21 protein-coding genes are annotated in these 21,279 nt (G+C 70.0%); 13 read left to right on the plus strand and 8 right to left on the minus strand.

The genetic code is table 11. The features are described from left to right. The 3 genes from VXC91_RS13795 to VXC91_RS13805 all read right to left on the minus strand — a co-directional run. Positions 1–193 (minus strand): hypothetical protein (locus tag VXC91_RS13795; protein WP_329507454.1); only part of this gene is annotated, 193 nt, incomplete at its 3' end. 198 nt (positions 194–391) lie between these two features. Continuing rightward, on the minus strand, positions 392–1,423 hold the full coding sequence (locus VXC91_RS13800; protein WP_329507455.1) for a DUF6745 domain-containing protein: 1,032 nt from the start codon (positions 1,421–1,423) through the stop codon (positions 392–394). Positions 1,424–1,454: 31 nt separating this feature from the next. Beyond that, entirely contained in the window at positions 1,455–1,781 is a 327-nt protein-coding gene (locus VXC91_RS13805) for a hypothetical protein (RefSeq protein WP_329507456.1), read from the minus strand. Between the two features lie 213 nt (positions 1,782–1,994). Between VXC91_RS13805 and VXC91_RS13810 the strand changes: the two genes are divergently transcribed. The 7 genes from VXC91_RS13810 to VXC91_RS13840 all read left to right on the plus strand — a co-directional run bounded on the left by VXC91_RS13810 (position 1,995) and on the right by VXC91_RS13840 (position 8,973). Further along, complete coding sequence (locus tag VXC91_RS13810) at positions 1,995–2,951, plus strand: STM4015 family protein (RefSeq protein WP_329507457.1); 957 nt, start codon at positions 1,995–1,997, stop codon at positions 2,949–2,951. A 7-nt stretch (positions 2,952–2,958) separates the two neighbouring features. Beyond that, positions 2,959–3,924: an STM4015 family protein gene (locus VXC91_RS13815; protein ID WP_329507458.1), complete on the plus strand. Its 966-nt coding sequence runs from the start codon at positions 2,959–2,961 to the stop codon at positions 3,922–3,924. Continuing rightward, positions 3,905–5,062 (plus strand): STM4014 family protein, encoded by a 1,158-nt coding sequence (locus VXC91_RS13820; RefSeq protein ID WP_329507459.1) that lies wholly within the window; start codon positions 3,905–3,907, stop codon positions 5,060–5,062. Before VXC91_RS13815 ends, VXC91_RS13820 begins: the two co-directional genes overlap by 20 nt. Before the next feature lies 1 nt (position 5,063). Beyond that, a complete protein-coding gene (locus VXC91_RS13825; RefSeq protein ID WP_329507494.1) occupies positions 5,064–5,870 on the plus strand; it encodes an STM4013/SEN3800 family hydrolase in 807 nt (268 codons plus the stop codon). After that, on the plus strand, positions 5,870–7,234 hold the full coding sequence (locus VXC91_RS13830) for an STM4012 family radical SAM protein (protein WP_329507460.1): 1,365 nt from the start codon (positions 5,870–5,872) through the stop codon (positions 7,232–7,234). The genes VXC91_RS13825 and VXC91_RS13830 overlap by 1 nt, the downstream gene beginning before the upstream one ends. 10 nt (positions 7,235–7,244) lie before the next feature. After that, positions 7,245–8,105 (plus strand): STM4011 family radical SAM protein, encoded by an 861-nt coding sequence (locus tag VXC91_RS13835; RefSeq protein WP_329507461.1) that lies wholly within the window; start codon positions 7,245–7,247, stop codon positions 8,103–8,105. Positions 8,106–8,274: 169 nt separating this feature from the next. Continuing rightward, a complete protein-coding gene (locus VXC91_RS13840) occupies positions 8,275–8,973 on the plus strand; it encodes an HhH-GDP family DNA glycosylase (RefSeq protein ID WP_329507462.1) in 699 nt (232 codons plus the stop codon). Positions 8,974–9,072: 99 nt separating this feature from the next. On the opposite strand, the gene VXC91_RS13845 is transcribed toward VXC91_RS13840, so the two are convergent. Together VXC91_RS13845 and VXC91_RS46980 are read right to left on the minus strand one after the other, a co-directional pair. Next, positions 9,073–9,870 (minus strand): Fpg/Nei family DNA glycosylase, encoded by a 798-nt coding sequence (locus VXC91_RS13845; RefSeq protein ID WP_329507463.1) that lies wholly within the window; start codon positions 9,868–9,870, stop codon positions 9,073–9,075. A 62-nt stretch (positions 9,871–9,932) separates the two neighbouring features. Beyond that, positions 9,933–10,745 (minus strand): hypothetical protein, encoded by an 813-nt coding sequence (locus tag VXC91_RS46980; protein ID WP_408057384.1) that lies wholly within the window; start codon positions 10,743–10,745, stop codon positions 9,933–9,935. Positions 10,746–10,980: 235 nt separating this feature from the next. On the opposite strand from VXC91_RS46980, the gene VXC91_RS13855 reads away from it, so the two are divergent. The 4 genes from VXC91_RS13855 to msrA all read left to right on the plus strand — a co-directional run bounded on the left by VXC91_RS13855 (position 10,981) and on the right by msrA (position 14,611). Beyond that, positions 10,981–11,190: a ferredoxin gene (locus tag VXC91_RS13855; protein WP_329507464.1), complete on the plus strand. Its 210-nt coding sequence runs from the start codon at positions 10,981–10,983 to the stop codon at positions 11,188–11,190. Next, the gene (locus VXC91_RS13860; RefSeq protein WP_329507465.1) at positions 11,180–12,553 is read left to right on the plus strand and encodes an NAD(P)/FAD-dependent oxidoreductase; all 1,374 of its coding nucleotides are present in this window, start codon (positions 11,180–11,182) and stop codon (positions 12,551–12,553) included. Before VXC91_RS13855 ends, VXC91_RS13860 begins: the two co-directional genes overlap by 11 nt. A 28-nt stretch (positions 12,554–12,581) precedes the next feature. Then, positions 12,582–13,778 (plus strand): cytochrome P450, encoded by a 1,197-nt coding sequence (locus VXC91_RS13865; RefSeq protein ID WP_329507466.1) that lies wholly within the window; start codon positions 12,582–12,584, stop codon positions 13,776–13,778. 320 nt (positions 13,779–14,098) lie between these two features. Further along, entirely contained in the window at positions 14,099–14,611 is a 513-nt protein-coding gene (gene msrA / locus VXC91_RS13870; protein ID WP_329507467.1) for a peptide-methionine (S)-S-oxide reductase MsrA, read from the plus strand. A gap of 305 nt (positions 14,612–14,916) precedes the next feature. Here the strand turns inward: msrA and VXC91_RS13875 are convergent, their stop codons facing one another. Then, positions 14,917–15,363 carry a VOC family protein gene (locus VXC91_RS13875; RefSeq protein WP_329507468.1) on the minus strand — a complete coding sequence of 149 codons (447 nt, stop codon included), beginning with the start codon at positions 15,361–15,363 and terminating at the stop codon, positions 14,917–14,919. A 46-nt stretch (positions 15,364–15,409) separates the two neighbouring features. Beyond that, a complete protein-coding gene (locus VXC91_RS13880) occupies positions 15,410–15,577 on the minus strand; it encodes a hypothetical protein (RefSeq protein ID WP_329507469.1) in 168 nt (55 codons plus the stop codon). A 124-nt stretch (positions 15,578–15,701) separates the two neighbouring features. On the opposite strand from VXC91_RS13880, the gene VXC91_RS13885 reads away from it, so the two are divergent. Further along, the gene (locus VXC91_RS13885; protein ID WP_329507470.1) at positions 15,702–16,733 is read left to right on the plus strand and encodes an NAD(P)H-dependent flavin oxidoreductase; all 1,032 of its coding nucleotides are present in this window, start codon (positions 15,702–15,704) and stop codon (positions 16,731–16,733) included. A gap of 251 nt (positions 16,734–16,984) precedes the next feature. On the opposite strand, the gene VXC91_RS13890 is transcribed toward VXC91_RS13885, so the two are convergent. Beyond that, positions 16,985–18,244, minus strand: coding sequence for a PucR family transcriptional regulator (locus tag VXC91_RS13890; protein WP_329507471.1), 1,260 nt, complete (start codon positions 18,242–18,244; stop codon positions 16,985–16,987). Between the two features lie 438 nt (positions 18,245–18,682). Here VXC91_RS13890 and VXC91_RS13895 point away from each other — a divergent pair, with 438 nt between their 5' ends. Then, positions 18,683–21,145, plus strand: a complete 2,463-nt coding sequence (locus tag VXC91_RS13895) for a SpoIIE family protein phosphatase (RefSeq protein ID WP_329507472.1) — start codon at positions 18,683–18,685, stop codon at positions 21,143–21,145. The last annotated feature ends 134 nt before the right edge of the window (positions 21,146–21,279 follow it).

The following is a 21,279-nucleotide window of genomic DNA, read 5'->3' on the forward strand; positions in this document are numbered from 1 at the left end:
GCGACAACGCGGCGAGGTGCCGTGCCGGCCGTCGCGAGCCGGTGAACCTGTCCGGTCGCCGCACTAGCGTGAAGGGAGCCGGGTCCAGTTCTGCGGCCGGCGCGGAGAGCGCCTTTGTGAGCTGACCGGCGGCCAGGAAGCCGAAGGTGCCGCTGGCGAGGGCGAGGAATCGACGGCGGTCGAGGGCATGCAAAGGCGACTTGCTGATCGCCTCACGAGCGTGCAATGCCGAACAAGTGCCCGAGTTTCGGAACAGGGAACGGAGGGCGTCCACCACATGTCGACGCTTCTGGCGTCGCAGCCGAATCGAGGAGCGGATGCGTGTCGCCTCTCCCGCGTGCATCACGCCGTCGGACCGCAACCGCAGCCACCCGGACACGCACGAGTCGTCTCACGTCTGCCTCTCCGGCACGTACTCGGCCTCCTCCAGTCCGAACGTCCAGGCAACGCCTTCCCGGGCCGTCCGGATGCGGGGCGGCACCCGCAGCCAGTACGTGCGGTGGGTACCGTCGGGCTCCGGGGTGGAGTTGACCACCTCGACCATCACCAGCGGCTCGTCCCCCTCCAGTTCGATGCGCCACAGCACGCCTGTCTCGTCCCGCTGGACGGGTTCGGCCCCCGACTCCTCCAGATACCGGTCGTAGCCGTAGTACTCCAGCATCACGCGGCGCAGCTCGGCGTTCTCCTCCTCGCGTATCCGCCGCGGGGTCAACCCGACGAGCCCGCTGAGGAATTCGGCGGGGACGGGCATGCCGCGCCAGGCGTGCAGCGCGAATCCGTCCGGGAAGGCGAGCGCCGGCCCGTCGCCGCGGTCGAGCCTGCCCGCCTCGTCCCGGTGCAGCTCTGTCGGGCGTTCGCAGACGATCACGGCCCGCTCGTACGGCCACCACCAGCCGGCGGCGCGGGCGACCGCAGCGGTCCCGTCGAGCGTCCGCCCACCGTCCTGACCGTCGAAGGCCGCGAGCCATGCCGCGTCGTGCTGACCCAGGACGGCGTCGAGCAGCACGAGTCGGACGGACTGCTCGTCCCCCGCCGCACCGGCCAAGGCCTCGATCACTCCGGTCCGTATGCGCTCGGTCAGCATGACCGTGCCGTCCCACAGCTGAGCGCCTGTCAGGGCCCAGTGCTCGGCCCACCCGGCCGGGCCGAGCCGGTCGAGGACATGTTCCCGAGCGGCGGCCCAGGGCCGGGTACGCACCGCCTCGCGCACACTGCGACCGGCCGTGCCCTCCGCCGTGAGACGTGCCGCCAGCGCCGCTCCTTCGCGGGGCGAACCCGCCCACAGGATGTTCTCCGGCTCCTCCAGGCCCGCCAGCCGGTAGGCCAGACGCACTCCCTCCTCCGCGGCCCCACGGTCTGCCGGTCCGGTCGCCGCCGCCACCTGACGCCATGTCACCATCTGGTCCGTCTGAACGGTTTCCATCGGCGTGCTCACCTTCCGCTCTCCCGCCGTCTCAGTCCGCCACGACGCGCACTGCGCCAGGCACGTACTCACGCTGTCGCACCACGCGATACCAGCCCTTGGGCAGCGGTATGGCCGCGTGTTCCTCGTGCACCACGCGTCCGCCGTCGGGGACATGGAGATAGGAGACCGCGAACGGACCGGTCTCGCGGACCAGCGTGCCCGGACCGACCACCGCGTGCGCGTGTCCGGTGACCTCACCGAGAGCGAGCACGAGCCTGCCCCGCGCGTCCCGCGGCTGCTGCGGCAGCCGGTCCGTACCCGGTGGCAACGCCGCCTCCGCCACGGGCATGATCAGGACGTCCCCCTGCCGGTACATACGTGTCTCCCTTCCCCGTCAGCACCTCGCCGACCGATGTCCACGACGCTACGCGGGGGGTCTGACAGTGAGGTTGCGGACGGCATCGCCCGGCGTCCGGCTCCGGGCCCGACCGGCACCCGCGAACAGCGCCCGTTGGCCACGGTGTCAGTGTCGCTTGGTAGAACTCTTCGCAAGCAACGCACCGTGTTCGCATCTCAGGAGGCCAGCGACATGTCCGCCGTCGAACATCTGCAGGAACTGCACGGCCTCCCGGCCTTCGACTTCCCCGATCCGCAGACGCGGCGCGAGCTGCCGGCCGCGGACGCGGTGGCCTGGCGGCTGGCCGTCGATGCCTACGGGGACTCCTCGGAGGAGGGGTTCGGCGACCTGTGGGACCGTTTCCTCGGCTCTGTGGACCCCACGGGTGTCCGCGCGATCATCGTCGGTCAGTGGGGCGAGGCGTACGACAACGACTCCGGCGTCGTCCTGCAGCGCCTCGTGGATGCCAGGGACCGGCTGACCGCCCTTCGGGCCGTGTTCATCGGGGACCTGGAGATGGAGGAGGCGGAGATCTCCTGGATCGAGCAGTCCGATGTCACGCCGGTCCTCGAGGCCTATCCGCTGCTGGAGGAGTTCGGGGTCCGCGGTGGCACCGGACTGCGCTTCCCGGCCGTCCGGCACAAGCATCTGCGCACGCTCCGGTTCGAGGCCGGCGGCCTGCCGGGCGAGGTCGTACGCGGTGTCACCGCCAGCGAACTCCCCGCGCTGGAAGGCCTCGACATGTGGCTCGGTGTGGAGGAGTACGGCGGCGACGCGACGGTCGCCGACCTCGCTCCGATCCTGGCCGGGGGACGCTTCCCGGCACTGCGCCGTCTGGGCCTGCGCAACAGCGAGATACAGGACGAGATCGCCGCGGCCGTCGCCGGGTCCCCGGTCGTCGCCCAGCTGACATCGCTCGACCTGTCCCTCGGAGTGCTCACCGACGAGGGCGTCACGGCGCTGCTCGGCGGCCAGCCGCTGACCCACCTGACCCGGCTGGACCTCCACCACAACTTCGTCACCGAGCAAGTGGCCGACCGGATTCGAGCGGCGCTGGAGCCGGCCGGCGTCGAGATCGACCTGTCCGAGCCCGGCGACTCGTGGGAGGACGACGGCGTCGTCCACCGCTTCACCGCCGTCGCGGAATGAGGTCGTGATGACGTTCGCTGATCACTTCGAGACCTTCTACGGGCTGCCCGTCCACACCCTTCCCGAGCCCCGTGAAGAGGCGCTTCCGGCCGCGGGCGGCGTGGCCTGGCGACTGGACTGCTATGCGGCCGGGGACATGCCGTTCGCCGACCTGTGGCGGAGCTTTGTGGACCGGGTGCCGAGTGCCGAGGTACGCGCCCTCGTCATCGGGCCCTGGTGGGACGACGAGTACAACGACCTGCGTCCGGCGCTGGAGCTGATCCTCGCCGACGCGACACGTTTCCCCGCGCTGCGGGCCCTGTTCCTCGCCGACGTCACCGGCGAGGAGTGCGAGATCTCCTGGCTGCAGCTCACCGATGTCACTCCCGTGCTGGAGGCCTTCCCGCTGCTGGAGGAGTTGGGCGTCCGAGGCGGTGACTCGCAGGGGCTCGGCGAGGAACCTCTGTCGCTGCGCCCGGTGCGCCATGAAGCTCTGCGGGTACTGCGATTCGAGTCGGGCGGCCTGCCCGGGCAGGTGGTACGCGCGGTCGGGGCGAGCGAACTGCCTGCTCTGGAACGTCTGGAAATGTGGCTCGGCGTCTCCCAGTACGGCGGTGACGCGACGGTCGCCGACCTCGCCCCGATCCTGGCCGGGGGTCGCTTCCCCGCGCTGCGTCATCTCGGCGTCCAGGACAGCGAGTTGCAGGACGAGATCGCGGCGGCGGTGGCCTCGGCGCCGGTCGTGGCACAGCTGGAATCGCTGAGCCTGTCCATGGGCACCCTCACCGACACCGGTGCCGAAGCCCTGCTCCGCGGTCAGCCGCTGTCCCGTCTCAAGCGGCTGGACCTGCACCACCACTTCCTGAGCGAGTCCGTGGCCGACCGGATGCGTACGGCCTTCGGGGCCACCGGCACCGAGGTGGATCTGTCGGACCATCGCGCCCCGCACCGCTGGCGGGACGAGGAGTGGCGCTATGTCGCTGTCTCCGAGTAGGGCGCTGCGCGATATCGGTCCTCGGTTCGCCGTCGTCGGCAATCCAGAGAACCGGCGGACGACGATGTTCGCCGATGCCGTCCGGGCGGCGGGTCATGCGGCGCCGCGTGTGCTCGCGTGGCGGGATGTGCTGCGCGGGCGGTACGCCTTCACCCCGGGCGAGTTGGTGCGGATCGACTCGCCCGGCGAGAACGCCGAGGTCGACCGGTTGCTGCGAGGCACCGACGATCCCGCACGGGTGGAGGGAACGGCTCTGTGGCACTGCCGGTTCACCGCTGCGGTCCGGGACGTGACGCGTGCGGCGCACCGTGCGTGCGCGGTGACGTCCGCCGACCCGGAGGACGTCGCGGTCATGTTCGACAAGCGGCGCTGCCACGCCCGGCTCGCCGCCGCGGGCGTGCCGGTCCCCCCGGCCCTGACGGGTCCGATCGGCGGCTGGGACGAGCTCAAGGACCAGCTGAGGGTCACCCGCATCGCGCGGGCGTTCGTGAAGCCGGCGCACGGCTCGTCGGCCTCCGGTGTCGTGGCGCTGGAGATGGCGGGTCCAGGCCGGGTCAAGGCGACGACCTCCGTGGAGACCACGCCCGACGGCCGCCTGTACAACTCCCTCCGGGTGCGTCACTACGCCTCGGAGCCGGAGATCGCCGGCCTCGTCGACGCGCTGGCCCCGGACGGCCTCCACGTCGAACGGTGGCTGCCCAAGGCCTCGCAGGGCGGCCGGGCCGCCGATCTGCGGGTGGTCGTGGTCGCGGGACGCGCCACGCACGCCGTCGTACGGACCAGTCGGCACCCCATGACCAATCTGCATCTGGGCGGCTCGCGCGGCGACCTGGAGGCTGCGCGGGCGGCGATCCGGGCGGCGGGAGGGAGGTTCGCCGATGTGCTGGCGACGGCCGAGCGGGCAGCCGCGTGCTTCCCGGGCACGCTGTGCGTCGGCGTGGACATCCTGCCGGCCGTGGGGTGGCGCCGCTTCACCGTCGGAGAGGTGAACGCCTTCGGTGATCTGCTGCCCCGCCTGACCGGCCTGCCCGGCAGCGGCGCCGAGGGCCTGGACACCTACGCCGCGCAGGTCGCCGCGGCACCCGCCGCCGCACGGCGAGCGGAACGCGAGGAGCACCACCATGACACCACCGCTTGACATGAACGACATCGTGGGCAGCCACGACCTCCTGCTGGTCACGCTGGACACACTCCGCTACGACGTGGCCCAGGAGCTGGCCGCGGCCGGACGCATACCGAATCTGGCGCGCCATCTGCCCGGCGGCGTCTGGGAACGCCGGCACGCTCCCGGCAGCTTCACCTATGCCTCCCACCAGGCAATGTTCGCGGGCTTTCTGCCGACACCGGCCACACCGGGACCGCACTCGCGGCTCTTCGCCGCCCGCTTCGCAGGCAGCGAGACCACGGCAGAGGGCACCTTCGTCTACGACACCCCCGACTTGGTGTCAGGGCTGGCCGCCGCCGGCTATCGCACCGTCTGCATCGGCGGCGTGGGCTTCTTCAACAAGCAGGGACCACTGGGCTCCGTTCTGCCCGGGATGTTCCACGAGAGCCACTGGGAGCCGGAGTTCGGGGTGGCGTCCCCCACGTCCTTCGAGGCCCAGGTGGCCTGCGCCGAGAAGGTCGTCGCCAAACTCCCCTGGAAACAGCGCCTGCTCCTCTTCGTGAACGTGGCGGCCCTGCACCAGCCCAACTGGTTCCATCTGCACGGCGCCACCCGCGAGGCGGGCGACACGCGGGCCACGCACGCCGCGGCACTGGAGTACGTGGACCGGCACATGGGACGGCTCTTGGCGGCCGCGAGCAGCCGCCGTCCGTGCTTCGTCATCGTCTGCTCCGACCACGGCACCGCGTACGGCGAGGACGGCTACATCGGCCATCGCATCGGCCATGACGTCGTCTGGACCGTGCCCTATGCCCACTTCTTCCTCGATGAGGCTGCCTGATGCTGTTGTCAAGCGACGAAACGTCGGCCCTGCCCGCCGTCCGCCCGTACCAGCACTATGTCTACGCGTATCCGCACAAGACCGCGTACCGGCCCCTGCCCCGGGAGCGCGCCTCCCTGCGCGAACTGTGGGCCGACGAGCCGAAGAACGCCCTCTCCCTCTACTTCCACATCCCCTTCTGCGAAGTGCGCTGCGGCTTCTGCAATCTCTTCACCCGGATCGGGGCACCGGACGGCCTGACGACCGCCTACCTGGACGCGCTGGAGCGTCAGGCGGCGGCGCTGCGCGAGGCCCTGGGCGATGGGGCGCGGTTCACCAACGCGGCTTTCGGCGGCGGCACTCCGACGTTCCTGGAAGCCGCGGAGCTGGAGCGGCTGTGCGATCTTGCCGAGCATGGCCTGGGCGCCGACCTGACCGCCGTCCCGCTGTCCGTGGAGGCCTCGCCGGCCACCGCGACCGCCGATCGCTTGGCCGTGCTGGCCGCCCGCGGCACCACGCGGCTGAGCCTGGGTGTGCAGAGCTTCATCGAGGCCGAGGCCCGGGCGGCCGTACGCCCCCAGCGCCGGGCGGACGTCGAGGCGGCCCTCGCCCGGATCCGCAACGCCGGCATCCCCGTGCTCAACATCGACCTGATCTACGGCATCGAGGGCCAGACCGAGGCGTCCTGGCGTCATTCCCTGGACGCCGCCCTCGCCTGGCAGCCCGAGGAACTGTACCTCTATCCCCTCTACGTGCGCCCGCTCACGGGCCTGGGGCGGCATCGCGGCCGGCCCACCGACGAAGCCGATCGGGACGAACAGCGGCTGCGGCTGTACCGCCACGGGCGCGACCACCTGCTCGCGCGGGGCTACGAGCAGGTGTCGATGCGCATGTTCCGCCGTACGGACGCCCCGGCCACCGGCGGTGAGGACTACGCGTGCCAGACCGATGGCATGGTCGGCCTCGGGTGCGGCGCCCGCTCGTACACCACGACGCTGCACTACTCCTTCGACTACGCCGTGGACATGCACCGCATACGCGCGATCATCGACGACTACACCGCCCGTTCCGCCGCCGACTTCCACCATGCGGACTACGGCTGGAAGATGAACGGGGACGACGCCCGACGCCGTCATCTGCTGCAGTCGCTGCTGCAGGCCGAGGGCATGCCCGTCGCGGACTACCGGGCCCGCTTCGGCACCTCGCCGGGTGACGATTTCACCGCCGAGCTCGACCGGTTCCGCGACCGGGGCTGGCTGGACGACTCCACAGGCCCTGGGCTGCTGCGGCTCTCCCCCGAGGGCCTGGCCCACTCCGACGCGCTGGGCCCCGAGTTGTTCTCCCCCGCCGTGCGGGAGCGCATGACCGCGTACGAACCGAAGTGACGGAGCCCGGATGGACCTGACGATCCTCTACCGCGGCCCGCTGGCGTCGTGCGACTACGACTGCCCGTACTGCCCCTTCGCCAAGCGCCGCGACAGCCCCTCCCAGCTGACCGCGGACCGCGCCGCGCTCGAGCGCTTCGCCCACTGGGCGGCCGCGCAGCAGGAGGACCGGCTCTCCCTTCTGTTCACGCCGTGGGGTGAGGGCCTGGTGCGTTCCTGGTACCGGCACACGCTCGCGGAGCTGAGCCGGTTGCCGCATGTCCGCCGGGTGGCGATCCAGACCAATCTCAGTTGCCGTACGAACTGGCTGGACGAGGCCGACTTGGACACCATCGCTCTGTGGTGCACCTTCCACCCCGGGCAGACGCCCTACGACCGTTTCCTGACCAAATGCCGTGATCTGGCCGCCCGAGGAGTACGCCACAGCGTCGGAGTCGTCGGTCTCCCCGAACACCTGGAGCATGCGCGCCGCCTTCGTGCCGATCTTCCCTCGCACGTATACCTGTGGGTCAACGCCGCCGAAGGTCGCACCTACACCGACGCCGAAGCCGACCGGTGGACCGCGCTCGACCCGCTCTTCCCGTTCAGCCGCCACCCCCACCGCAGCGCGGGCCTGCCCTGTCGTACGGGAGAGTCCGTCATATCGGTGGACGGCGAGGGCACGGTGCGCCGGTGTCACTTCGTCCGGTCCGAACTGGGCAACCTGTACGACGGTTCCTACCGGCGGGCGCTGCGTCCGCGCTCCTGTCCTCTGGCCGTCTGCGACTGCCACATCGGTTACGTCCACTTGGAGGCACTGCCCCTGTACGACGTGTTCGCGGGCGGAGTCCTGGAGCGGATCCCCGCCGCGCTGCCTTCCCACCACGCTTGATCTCGCCAAGTGGTTATCCGTCCCCACCACCCGGTTCCCCGAACCCTCGCCGATACACGGCCGCATCGGATACGACTCGGCCGGGTACCCGGATCGGGCGCAACGACGACACACGGTGAAAGGGCCGTGAGGCGTTTAAATCGATGAAACGTTGAATCGATGACCGACCATGACTACGAAGACCGACAGTAAGACATCGAAATCCGGGAAGTCCGGCAGCAAGACGGCCGAAGCGACAGACACAGCCGTGGTCCTCGCCCTCCTCGACCGACAGCCGCACACCTACGCCGCCAAGGCCGGTATCCGGCTGCGCAACACCCCGGCGCCGCTCTACCAGATGCTCGTCCTGGCCATACTCCTCAGCGCCCGCATCAAGGCCGACATCGGGGTGCGGGCGGCCCGGGCGCTGTTCGACGCAGGTCTCCGCGATCCGCGGTCGATGGCGGATGCGACCTGGCAGGAACGCGTCGACGCGCTCGGGGAGGGCGGCTACCGGCGCTACGACGAGCGCACCTCGACGATGCTCGGCAAGGGAGCCGAACTGTTGCTCGAACGCTACGGCGGTGATCTACGCCGGCTGCGCGGGGAACCCGATCCGAAGGCGGCTCTGTTGGACGTGCCCGGGATCGGGCCTACGGGGGTCGACATCTTCCTGCGCGACGTGCAGGGTGTCTGGCCGGAGTTCGCGCCGTACATCGACGGCAAGGCCATGGACGGCGCCCGACGGCTGGGGTTGCCCACGTCGCCCGAGGAACTGGGCGGCCTCGTCGCCGACCGCGAGATGCCGCGGCTGGCGGACGGCCTTGTCCATGTGGCCCTCGACAAGCCCTTTGCCGCCGAGGTGCGCGCGGCAGCCGAGCCGGAATGAGACACCCTTGGTCCACGCGACATGCTCATCCGGCCGACTGTGAGTGGAAGTCCGCAGCACGGCCGTCACCCGGGGCGACAGGTGTGCGGACCGTCCGGTTCACCTGGCTCCCGCCGCCGAGGGCTGGCAGCCCGGGCACCACACGGTGCGGCGCCCGGCGACACGACTCGAGTACAGAGGTCGGCCGCAGCGGGGACACAGCGGCTCGCTGTCGTCCCTGCGCCCGGTGAGCCAGGAACGTCGCGGCGGCACGCAGCCAGCACGCACGGACGTCTCGAGCACCCGGCCCATCGCGGAGTGGATACGGCGAAGTGCCGTCTCGCTCAGCTCGCGCGCCGGGAACCGAGGATGGACACGAGCCCGCCAGAGGATCTCGTCGCACAAAAGATTTCCGAGACCGGCGATCATGGACTGGTCCATCAGCGCACTCTTGACGGCGCCTCGTCGCCCCGACAGCAGTTCCCGGAACTCCGCTCGGTCCACGGTCAAGGCGTCGGGACCCAGCCCGTCCAGGATCCGGTCGACGGCGTACTCGTCGGCCAACCGCACGCCCTGCAGCTTGCGTTGATCGCGATAGCGTAGATCCTGGGCATCGTCGAGCGTCAGGACGATGCGGTCATGCGGTTCGATCGGTTCGTCCGGGCAACAGCATCTCAGCGATCCCGTCATGCCGAAATGGCAGACCAGTGTGGAGTCACCATCGGTCGGCACGAACAACCACTTGCCATGACGCCACGCCTTCCCAAGATGCCTTCCCTTCAACTCTCTCCGCAGCCGTGTCTCCGTGACACCCCGCAGAACCCCGGCGTCCCGCACCTCGATGTCCGTGACCCGCCGATGACGACCGCAGGTCATGAGTACCTGGCGGAAGGCCTCGACATCCGGGAGTTCGGGCATGGACTCGTCTCCGTCTTCCCGCGACGGTGGTCCCCGGGAGCAGTCGGCCGGTCTCGGGCGGATCACCGGCACACCCCCCTCGAAACCCTGCCCTGGCTGCGGCGCAGCCGGGGCGGCGGCCGGCTGGCAGAGATCGGCTCGGTCTGGGGACTGCTCGCGGTGCCGCACCTACTGCCGTACTCCTGCGCCAAAACCGCCGCCGCCGTCCTCGCCGCGCATCCGCGGATCAGCAACCGCTCGGCGAGCAGCAGCCCGAGCCCGCGCGGTCCGCCCATGATCACGGCCGAGAGTCCTGCCAGAGAGTCTTCGCGCGACCGGGACGGCAGCGACGTCATCAGGTTCACCTTCTGGGCCCGTGCGGTGGTGCCGTTATGGTGGCGGGTACCGCCTTGGCGCCGGTTCACACGGCGTGGCGGCTGTGGGAACACGGTCCGGTCGGCTGGAGGGTTCCTCCAGGAGCGGCGCGACGGGAAGGGACGGCCGCATCGTCGGTCCTGGTCGGTGGCCGGTCCGGCGGTGCGTTCGGTGACCAGATCCACGAGCGCGTCGAGGCCGCCCCCACGGGCGGCCGCGCGCTGCCGGTCTGCTCCCATGCCGCCGTCGAGCACCCTGTGCAGGCCCTCGGCGACCCGGTCGTGGTAGCCGGACCGGCGCAGGGCGGGGACGACATGGTCGTACAGCGTCTCGGCGATCCGTCCGGCCGACGCGGGCTTGCCGCTGCGGGGCGGCGCCGGCGCGCCGCAGCCCTGGCCCGCGAACCCCTGCCCGTCATGTGCGACGAACTGCTTGCGCGCCTCCTGGTCGCCCCGTACCCGGACGATGTCGCTCTCTTGGCCCTGCGCTTGCCTGCCGCCGGTCCCCTCCTCCGACAGCACTGCCCGGCTGTCGGAGGAGGGGACCGGATCCCTCGCCGTCACGGTGCCCAAGGACCGGCGGCACCGGGCATCCACCCGGCTGTCCCGAGGCTCACTGCGACCACCGGATGTGCCGGCTGCGCCCGTGCCGGAAGACCGCTGGGCTCACCAGGGCCCGTCGCTGTGGTCGGGCGAGGCTCCGCTCCTTCCCCCATTCTGGAAGCAAGGGGGTGAGGCGACGGAGGGAGTGATGGGGATGCAGATCGTTGTGGACCTCACGCGCTGCCAGGGCTATGCGCAGTGCGTGTTCCTCGCTCCCGAGGTTTTCCAGCTGCACGGGGACGAGGCGCTGCTGTACACCCCGGCCGTTCCCGGTGACCAGGTGGAGCGCGTGCGTCAGGCCGCGGCGGCATGCCCGGTCCAGGCCATCCTCGTCGGTGAGGAGGTGAGCGCCGGTGGCCGGTGATCTGTGGCAGGGCCGGATCGTCATCGTCGGAGCGTCGCTGGCCGGGTTGAGGGCCGCCGAGACATTACGTCAGGAGGGCTTCACCGGCTCTCTGACCGTGGTGGGGGACGAGCCCCATCCGCCCTACGACAGGCCGCCGCTGTCCAAACAGGTGCTGCTCGGCCAGGCGGCCGCGTCCACCACCGGGCTGCCGATGCGCCGGGACCCGGACGCCGAGTGGCGGCTGGGGGTGGCTGCCACCGGTCTGGACCCGATGGAGAAGCAGGTGCTGCTGGCCGATGGGGACACGCTGCCGTTCGATCGGCTGCTGATCGCCACCGGGACGCGGGCGCGGCCCTGGCCCAACCCCGAGGAGGCCGCGCTGGACGGGGTGTTCACGCTGCGCACCCGTGACGACGGCGGAGGGCTGGCCGAGCGGCTGGCTGCCGGGCCGCGGCGGGTGCTGGTGATCGGCGGCGGTTTCACCGGCTCGGAGATCGCCTCGGCCTGCAGGGAACGGGGCTTGGAGGTGACGGTGGCCGAACGTGGCCCCGGTCCCCTGGTGGGCGCGCTCGGCGGGACTCTGTCGAAGCTTGCCGCCGCAATGCATCGGGCCCATGGCGTGGACCTGCGCTGCGGGGTGACGGTCACCGGCCTGCGCGGGGACGGCAGCGGCCGGTTCACCGGTGCGGACCTGTCCGACGGCAGCCGCGTCGACGCAGACGTGTGCGTCGTGGCGTTGGGGGCGATGCGCAACGTCGAGTGGCTCGCGGACAGCGGACTGGCGGCCGGCCCGCGCGGCATCGCCTGTGACGCGGGGTGCCGGGCCTTCAACATGTACGGGATCGTCACCGACGACGTCTTCGTGGCGGGTGACGTCTCGCGCTTCCCGCACCCGCTGTTCGACTACCAGATGCTGTCCCTGGAGCACTGGGGCAACGCGGTCACCCAAGCCGAGGTGGCGGCACACAACATGGTCCATCCGGGACCGATGCGGCGCCCGCACCTCACGGTACCGACGTTCTGGTCGTGTCAGTTCGGACTCAACATCAAGTCGGTGGGTGTACCCACCTTCTCCGACGAGGTGGTGATCGCCCAAGGCTCGCTGGAGGAGCGCCGACTGGCGATGGTGTACGGCTACCGAGGCCGGGTCACCGCCGCGGTCACGGTCAACATGGCCAAATCGCTCGAGTACTACCAGCGCCTGATCGAGACCGCCGCACCGTTCCCGCCCGCAGTCGGCGCGGCCGACCGTCCGATGGCGGCCGAGGTGCCGATTCCCTCCGCTGTGCCGGACCCGAAGGGGCTCTACCACGGCCCCACCGTGGCGCTGACCGGTCATCTGCCGGACCGCAGGCTGACCGTGGTGCGGCCCACCGGCTGACCCGCCCCTCGACAAGGAGCCGATACGAATGACCGCCGACACCCTGCTGGAGCGGATCACCGACTACGGCAACCGCCCCGACCCCTACCCGCTGTACGCGGAGCTCCGCGAGGCCGGTCCCGTGGTGCGGCAGACGGACGGCAGCTACCTGATCGGCACCTACCACGAGGTCGCCGCCCTGCTGCATGACCCGCGGATCAGCGCCGACCCGCGCAGCCGCACCGACCCCGGTCCGTCCGGGGAGGCGAAGCCGCCGTTCCTGCGGCTCGACGACCCCGAGCACCACCGGCTGCGCACCCTGGCCATGCGGCCGTTCGGTCCGCCGCACAGCCCGGGCCGGGTCGACGCCATGCGTGGCGAGATCGCCCGGATCACCGAGGAACTGCTCGAGGGCCTCCAGGCCGGCCGGCAGATCGATGTCGTCGACGATTTCGCCTACCCGTTGCCCGTCTCGGTGATCTGCCGGCTGCTCGGCGTGCCGCGGCAGGACGAGCCACTGTTCCGCGGGTGGACCGACACGGTGGTCGCCTCCGCCGATGTCAGGCCCGCCGAGGACACCACCGAGCGTGACCGCGAAGGCCGACAGGCGCGGGCCGAGATGGGCCAGTACCTGGTGGACCTCGCCGAGCAACGCCGTGGCCAGCCCACTGACGACATGCTGTCCGACTTCGTCAACGAGCCGGATCCTGCCCTGCGGCTCAGCCGCGAGGAACTCGCGGAAACCGCCGTACTGCTGCTCATCGCCGGTCACGAGACCACGGTCAATCTGATCACCAACGGGGTACTCACACTGCTGCGTCACCCCGACCAACTCGACCGGCTGCGTCGCGAACCCGAACTGCTGCCGAGGGCGATCGAGGAGTTGCTGCGCTACGAACCCCCGGTCCACTTGCGTGAGCGCACTCCCCTCGCAGACGTCGACGTCGCCGGCACCACCGTCCCCAAGGGCACATCGGTCGTACTGGCCCTGGCCTCGGGCAGTCGTGACCCCAAGCGGTTCGACGATCCCGACCGGTTCGACCCCACCCGCCCGGACAACGAGCATTTCGGCTTCGGCAGCGGCATCCATCTGTGCTACGGCGCTCCACTCGCCCGCATCGAGGCCCAGACCGCGCTGGGCGCCCTGATCCCCTACCTCGGCGCGGCAGGCCTGGTCCAGGACCCGCCTCCCTACCGGCAGAACGCCATGCTCCGCGGGCCCCGCCACCTGGCCGTCCAGCTGTGAACCGCGCCGTCGGGCTCGGGCCGGGCGGACCACAGGTCTGACCTGCACGGACGACGTTCTCGGCAGGGTAAAGTCACGGACGGAGCGCCACACGGTCGGGCCGCCCCGTCCAGGTCCTGCGCCGGGGCGCTCGGCGGCCGGGCACGGCAGAGGGGCCCGCCGACCGGCCGTGCGTGCGGCGGGCGACCGCGAGGCCGGCTGGGCGGGCACGGAATTGTTTGGCACGCTCACGCGCTGATGAAGCCAGAGGGCATGAGATGCCGGCTGCATGCCGGCCGAGCAGCCCGAGTGACCGAGCCGACACATATTGGAGGGCCGAAATGGCAGCGCAGACACAGAGGGCCGTGCTTGCGGGCGGATGCTTCTGGGGGATGCAGGACCTGATCCGCAAGCAACCGGGCGTGACGGCGACCAGGGTCGGATACACCGGGGGTGACGTGCCGAACGCGACGTACCGTAACCACGGCACCCACGCGGAGGCCATTGAGATCCTTTTCAACCCCGAGAAGACCGACTTCCGTTCGGTCTTGGAGCTCTTCTTCCAGATCCACGACCCGAGCACCAAGAACCGCCAGGGCAACGACATCGGTCTCAGCTACCGCTCGGCGATCTACTACGTGGATGACGAGCAGAAGCGGATCGCCGAGGACACCATCGCGGATGTGGACGCCTCCGGACTGTGGCCGGGCAAGGTCGTCACCGAGGTCGAGCCGGTCGGCCCCTTCTGGGAGGCCGAGCCCGAGCACCAGGACTACCTGGAGCGTTACCCCAACGGCTACACCTGCCACTTCCCGCGCCCGGGATGGCGGCTGCCCGCCCGTACGGAGGGCTGACCGCGCAAGGCGGCCCTGGGCGCGGCACCCGACCCGTGTGTCGGAGCGTCGACTCGGCCAAGGGCACGCACCCGCCGACGCACGATCGCTCGGATGATGCCGAAGTGACCACACCGTAGGGGCGGGCCCACCCCGTGCCTTTCCTCGCGCTGCACACCTGGGGGTCTCCGTCGGCACTGCCCGGTTACGGAGTCCCCGGGCCTGGGCCCTCGGCCACTCGGGCGCCCAGGCCGGGAGTTGCGTTGCGTGGAAAACCTGCATTCGGTCATCCACGCAGTTCCACACTCGGAGGAGTTGAAGCGGCGTCAATCCCCCGCGTCCGCTGCCTCGACAGCCGTCAATGTGACGGTGCCGTCGTCAGCGACCGACCAACCGGGGTTGTGGCACACCTCCCAGCGGTGGCCATCGGGGTCGGCGAAGTAACCGTGGTAGCCGCCGAACGCCGCACGCTGCGGCTCCTTGAGGACCGTCGCCCCTGCCGCACGGGCCCGCTGCACGACCATGTCCACTGCGGCGGGTGAGTCGAGGTTCTGTGCGAGGGTGAACGGGGTCCCTGCCGTCGCCACATGTCCGGTGTCGGCGCCGAGGTCGGCCAGGGGAAAGAGCGCCAGGGCCAGCCCCTTGCCGACCTGATAGAAAACGATCTCGTCCAGATCGAGCAGCGGAGTCCAGCCCAGGCCATGGCTGTAGAACCGGCGGCTGACCTTCAGGTCCTCAACGCCCAAGGTCACCAGGCTCAATTGCTGGTTCATCAACCGCCCCCGTGTGCCGGTAGGAGATCACCTTCCACCCGCAACGCTACCGCCGCGACGGGGCGAACGTGGGTTGGACGCCGACCACGGCCCATGTCGGCCCCCGGGCGAAGAAGTCACCGTTGTGGACTTGGACCGCGACGACGACGGCTGCTTCCTTCGTAGGGCGGGTGTGGCGCCGGCCGTACCGGCTGTGGCGGAGTTCGACGTCCATGCCGGACCCGTCCCTTCCACCGCATCCATGCCTGCCGCTCACGGAAGCAGCCTGATCGGCATTTCACAGCGCTTCGACGCGGTGTCCAGGGTGGGGGTGGCCGAACAACGGAAGAGAAGCCGCCATGAGTCGACTCCTGTCACACCTCGGACTCGGTCTGCCGATCCTCGCCGCCCCCATGTCCGGGGGACCGAGCACCCCCGCGCTCGTGACCGCAGCGGCACGCGCGGGCGGCCTGGGCTTCCTCGCGGCCGGATACAAGACCCCGCAGGCGCTCGCAGAGCAGATCCGGACTGTGCGTGCGGAAAGCGTGCCGTTCGGCGTCAACGTCTTCGTCCCCAACCCGGTCCCGGTATCCGACGAGGACTACCGCGCCTACGTCCGAGCGATCCGGGCCGAGGCCACCCGCTTCGGACTGCAGCTGCCGGAGGGCGAACCGGTCGAGGACGACGACCCCTGGAAGGACAAGATCGACCTGTTGGTGACCAGTCCCGTCCCCCTGGTGTCCTTCACCTTCGGTCTTCCCGGTCGATCGGTCGTCGCGGACCTGCGCAAGGCCGGAACCACCGTCGTGCAGACGGTCACCTCCATCGACGAGGCCCGCGGCGCCGCGGAGATCGGGGTGGACGCAGTCATCGTCCAGGCGCGGGCCGCCGGCGGGCACTCCGCCACCTTCACCCCTGCGCACCTGCCCCCGCCCACTCCGCTGCCCGAACTGATCGCCCAGGTGCGGCACGCCGTCCCGCTGCCGGTCATCGCCGCGGGCGGACTCGCCGACCCATCCGGCGTGTCCGACGCCCTCGGCGCCGGGGCGGAAGCCGCCATGGTCGGCACCGTCCTGCTGCGCACCGACGAGAGCGGCGCCTCCGCACCGCACAAGGCCGCCCTGGCCGATCCCGCCTTCGATACCACTGTGGTCACCCGCGCCTTCACCGGGCGGCCCGCACGTGGACTGCGCAACTATTTCATCGACCGCTACGACCCCATCGCCCCCGCCGGGTACCCGGCCCTGCATCACCTGACCAGCCCTCTGCGCAAAGCCGCCACCGCATCCGGGGACACCCGACTGATTCATCTATGGGCGGGTACAGGTCACCGCCAGGCCAGGACCGAGCCTGCTGCGCGTACCCTTCGCCGGCTGGTCGGCGGACTCTGAGCAGCACCCGTCCCCGGTGGCCGGGGCGCGGGCCTCGATCAGCGCCCGTACGGCCGTGGTCGCGCGGGAACGGACGCCGGCTGACGGCACTCGAGGCCGCTGATCTCCCCGGGGAGCGTGTCACGGCTCGCTGCGTCCGGGCGTCCGGGTCCGGTGGTCGGCCGCAGCCCGTGTACCGCTGACGTGGTCGGCAGCGTTCACACTGGAGAGCAGGCGCAGGCGATCTTCGGAGGCGCTGCCCGGCCACAGCACTAGCCCCATCCCTGCAAGACCGTGGGGCCGAGGTATCGGACGGCGAGCAGCGCGACCTCCAGGTCGGTACGTCCTTCGTGGATCGAGTGGCCCATGGCCTCCTCGGCCTTCCGGATGCGGTACTGCACGGTGTTCTTGTGCAGGATCTGACTGCTCGCCGTGGCGGTGTAACTGCACCCGGTCGCCAGGAAGGTCTGCATGGTCTCGCGCAGCCGGGCGCTGTGCTCGTCGTCGACTGCCAGCGGGCCGAGGACGCTCCCTACCCAGGCGCGCAGATCCGTGAGGTTCTTGCACATCAACGCGACCGGAGCAACCTGGGGATACGCGGTGAACCGGTGGCCCGGACTCGCGGCCGTCGCAAGCTCCTGTGCGCGCAGCGCCTCCCTGTTCGTGCGGCGAAATCCCTCGACGCCGCGCTGCACGCTTCCCGCGCACACCCGGACGGAGGGGTCGCCGTCCTCGACCGCACGCGACAACTGTCCCCAGGAGACCTCGTTGTGTGAACCGAAGGGCAGCCACGCCCATGCCACCACTTCGTCTCGGGGAACGAACAACGGCCCCGCGGGACAGTCGAGTTCTTCCGCGATCTCATGGATGTGCCGGTCGAGCCGGGCCAGTCCCGTGCCCCCGCGTGTCAGCGCGGGCAGCCAGGCCACCAGCCCCAGGTGATTCTGCCGCAGTCGGTAGCCGAGCGCCGTTTCCGCCGAGTCGAGGCCGATCTGCTCCTCGTCGAGGATGTCCCTGACCCGCGCGGCACGCACAGCGGTCCGGCTCAGCAGCCAGCGATCCCGCTCCAGTTGGTGCACTTCGACGACACGCTCGGTGATGCGGTCGATATAACCGAAACTCACCCTCAGCATGCGCCGGTTGACGGCGGCAGAGAGACGGTCGTCGGCGTCCCGACGGTCGGCCTCGTCCAGGCACCATTGCAGGAAACGCCAGTGCCCGACCCTGTAGGCCCGTATCAACATGCTCAGAGGAACATCCCTCTGAGCCAGTCTTCTGGCGTACTCACTGGCCGCGGTCGGCCCCTCGAGATCCTCCAGGGGAATGTCGTGCTCAAAAATGTGCAGCAACGTGGCGACGTTTTCCTCGACGCTCGCCCGCAGGATTCTTCCGACGATGTCGTCCCCCGTGAGCTGCGGCATTTCCGCGGTCAGGTATTCCCAGATGTCGCGGCCGACCTCCGTGAGCCGTGACTCCACGTGGGTCGCGATCACGGACAGTTCCTTTGCCGGCTCCGGGCCCTCCGTACCCATGCCCAAATGCTACAAGGAGGGTGCAAATCGGGCATAGCATCCGAGGCCGCCTGAACCCACGCAGGGCGTGGCTCGACCCACTCCCGCGGATGGCGGACAGTCCACCCGCGAGGGCATACCTGCAGATGCCCGCCGCAGGTCCGGCACTGCCGCAGTATTGTGCTATTTGTCCCTTTACCATCAATTTCAACCGGAAGGTGGTGTCCTGCGCCCAGTGGCTGCCCCACTCTCCACTTCTAACCTTGTCCTCACCGACGCGACCCCGCCCTCCGCGGACCCGCAGGAGCGGGGCCGCCTCGCATCAGCCGTCAGCCGCCGGATCGCGATCCACATCAGCGAACCGGACCGTCGGGGGGACGGCTCGACCATGGGCCGGCGCCACGCCGTCACCCCTGTCTGCGGCCCGCTCTTCGGAATCCACATGATGGGAGACATCCGGTGACCGACATCCTTCAAGGCAGCCTCTGTGGGCGACTGGGCTCCCAGGAGGCGCCCGACGCCGCCATAGCGATGATCGATGCCGATGGGACGGTCGTGGGATGGACCAGCACGGCGCAGCGGCTTGTCGGCTACCGGGCCGAGGAAGTCGTGGGCCGGCCCGTGTCCACCGTCCTGTCCGTGTCCCGCCACATGCTGCGGGACTGGTCGTCGACCGAGCAGTGCCTTGCCAGAGGTGGCTGGTCCGGCACCGCGACCGTACGCCACCGCGACGGTCGTGCCCTCAAGACGACCCTGCGGATCTCGCTGCTGTGGGGCCAGGACGGGGAGATCCATTGGCTCGTCTCCGGCACCGACATCGCCGCGCTCTCCTCGGCATCTACCACCGGAGCGGTGCGGGACTCACTTCTCACCCGCACCCCGATAGGCATCGTCGTTCGTGACCCCGACCTGCTCTGTGCCTGGGTCAACGACGCGATGGAGCACCAGGACGGCATTCCTCGTGACGAGCGGCTGGGACGCCGTCTCGCCACTTCGCTGCGCGGCATCGAGGCCGAGACGCTCGAGGCGGTGATGCAACAGGTTCTGAAGAGCGGCACCACCACGGTCCACGAGTGTCGAACGTGGCCGCCGACGGATCCACGCCGTGAGCATGCGTTCGCGGTCTCGTACTTCTGCCTCCATGACGCCGACGGCCGGATCATGGGTGTGTGCTGCATGAGTGTGGACGTCACCGGCAGCCAGCGGGCGCGCGAGCGCCTGGCCATCCTCAGCGAGGCCATCACGCGCATAGGCAACAGCCTGGACGTGATGCAGATCGGTCAGGAGCTGGCCGACATCGCCGTGCCTCTCCTGGCCGACTACGTCAACGTCGACCTGGCCGAGTCGATCCAGTTCGGCGAGGCGCCCTTCGCCCGCATCGGCCCGATGGACGACCGCCGGCCCGCCCTCCGACGTGCCGGGATGGCCTCGATCCACCCCGGGACCCCTGAGTCTCCGTGGGCGCGCGGGGAGTTGGTCGCCGTGCCCCCGAACTCGCCCTTCACCAAGGTTCTTTCTTCCGGCTGCTCCTATTTGGAACCGGTCCTGAACGGCTCTGCGGGCACATGGTTCGACCATGACCCCGACCGGGCGCGGAGCATGCGTGAGAACGGCATGCATTCCTTGATGGTCGTCCCCATCCGCACGCAGCACGCCTTCCTGGGTACGGCGGTGTTCATCCGCACCGAGGAACCCATGCCGTTTCAGGAGGACGACCTGCTCCTCGCCGAGGAACTCGTCAGCCGGACGGCGCTTTCCCTGGACAACGCTCGCCAGTACGCACGGGAACGCAGCGCGGCCCTCACTCTCCAACGCAGCCTGCTCCCCCCGCGTTTGATGGAGAGCACGGCCATCGAGACGGCCTCGCGCTATCTCCCGGCCGATGTGGACAACGGCGTCGGCGGCGACTGGTTCGACGTCATCCCGCTGTCCGGCGCCCGGACGGCGCTCGTGGTGGGCGATGTCGTAGGACACGGCATCAACGCCGCGGCGACCATGGGCAGGCTCCGCACCGCGGTACACACGCTCGCCGACCTCGATCTGCCCCCGGATGAGCTGCTGACCCACCTCGACGACACCGTCCGGCGGCTGGCCGAGGAAGACGCCGACTCCCAAGACCCGACCCGCGTCACCGGTGCGACGTGCCTGTACGCCGTCTACGACCCGGTCAGCCGGCAGTGCACCATGGCACGGGCAGGGCATCCCCCGCCCGCGATCATCGATCCCGACGGCGAGGTCACCTTCCCCGACATGCCCAGTGGAACGCCGCTCGGCGTCGGGTTGGGGGTCCCCTTCGAAGCCGTCGAGCTGGAACTGGCCGAGGGGAGCCGGCTCGCCCTGTACACCGACGGGCTGCTAGAGAATCCCCAGCACGACGTCGGCCTCGGCATGAAAGACCTGGGTGGTGCCCTGGCCCATCCCAGCCGGTCCCTGGATGATCTCTGCTCCTCGGTGATCGAGACATTGCCGACTCAGTCATTGTGCGACGATGTCACCCTGCTCCTGGCACGCACCCATGCTCTGAGCCCGTGCCAGACCACGTGCTGGGAACTGCCCAGCGACCCGGCCGTCGTCCACCACGCCCGCACCCTGGTCACCCGGCGACTGACCCAGTGGGGACTGGAACGTCTGGAGGCCTCCACCGAGCTGATCATCAGCGAACTGGTCACCAACGCCGTGCGCCACGCCACGGGCCCGATCCACCTCCGCCTGATCCGGCACCAGGTCCTGACCTGCGAAGTGTCCGACACCAGCGACACCCTCCCCCGACTGCGCCACGCCTGCACCAACGACGAAGGCGGTCGCGGCCTCTACATCGTCGCTCAGCTCTGCCGGCGCCACGGGGCCAGATACCTGACGAGCGGCGGCAAGACCGTGTGGGCCGAACAGGATCTCGAGCTCGGCACCGGAACGGCGGCCTGAACCGTCGCGCGCGGCAACGGCACGGAACCTCAGCGCTGCGCTCTCGGCCGAGTACTCGTCCGACAGTCATGTATCCCATGCCTCACCGGACATACATCCATGCATATTTCTCATGAGTTGACCGAATGATCTGT

It is taken from the genome of Streptomyces chiangmaiensis (genome assembly GCF_036281785.1).
GTDB lineage: Bacteria > Actinomycetota > Actinomycetes > Streptomycetales > Streptomycetaceae > Streptomyces > Streptomyces chiangmaiensis.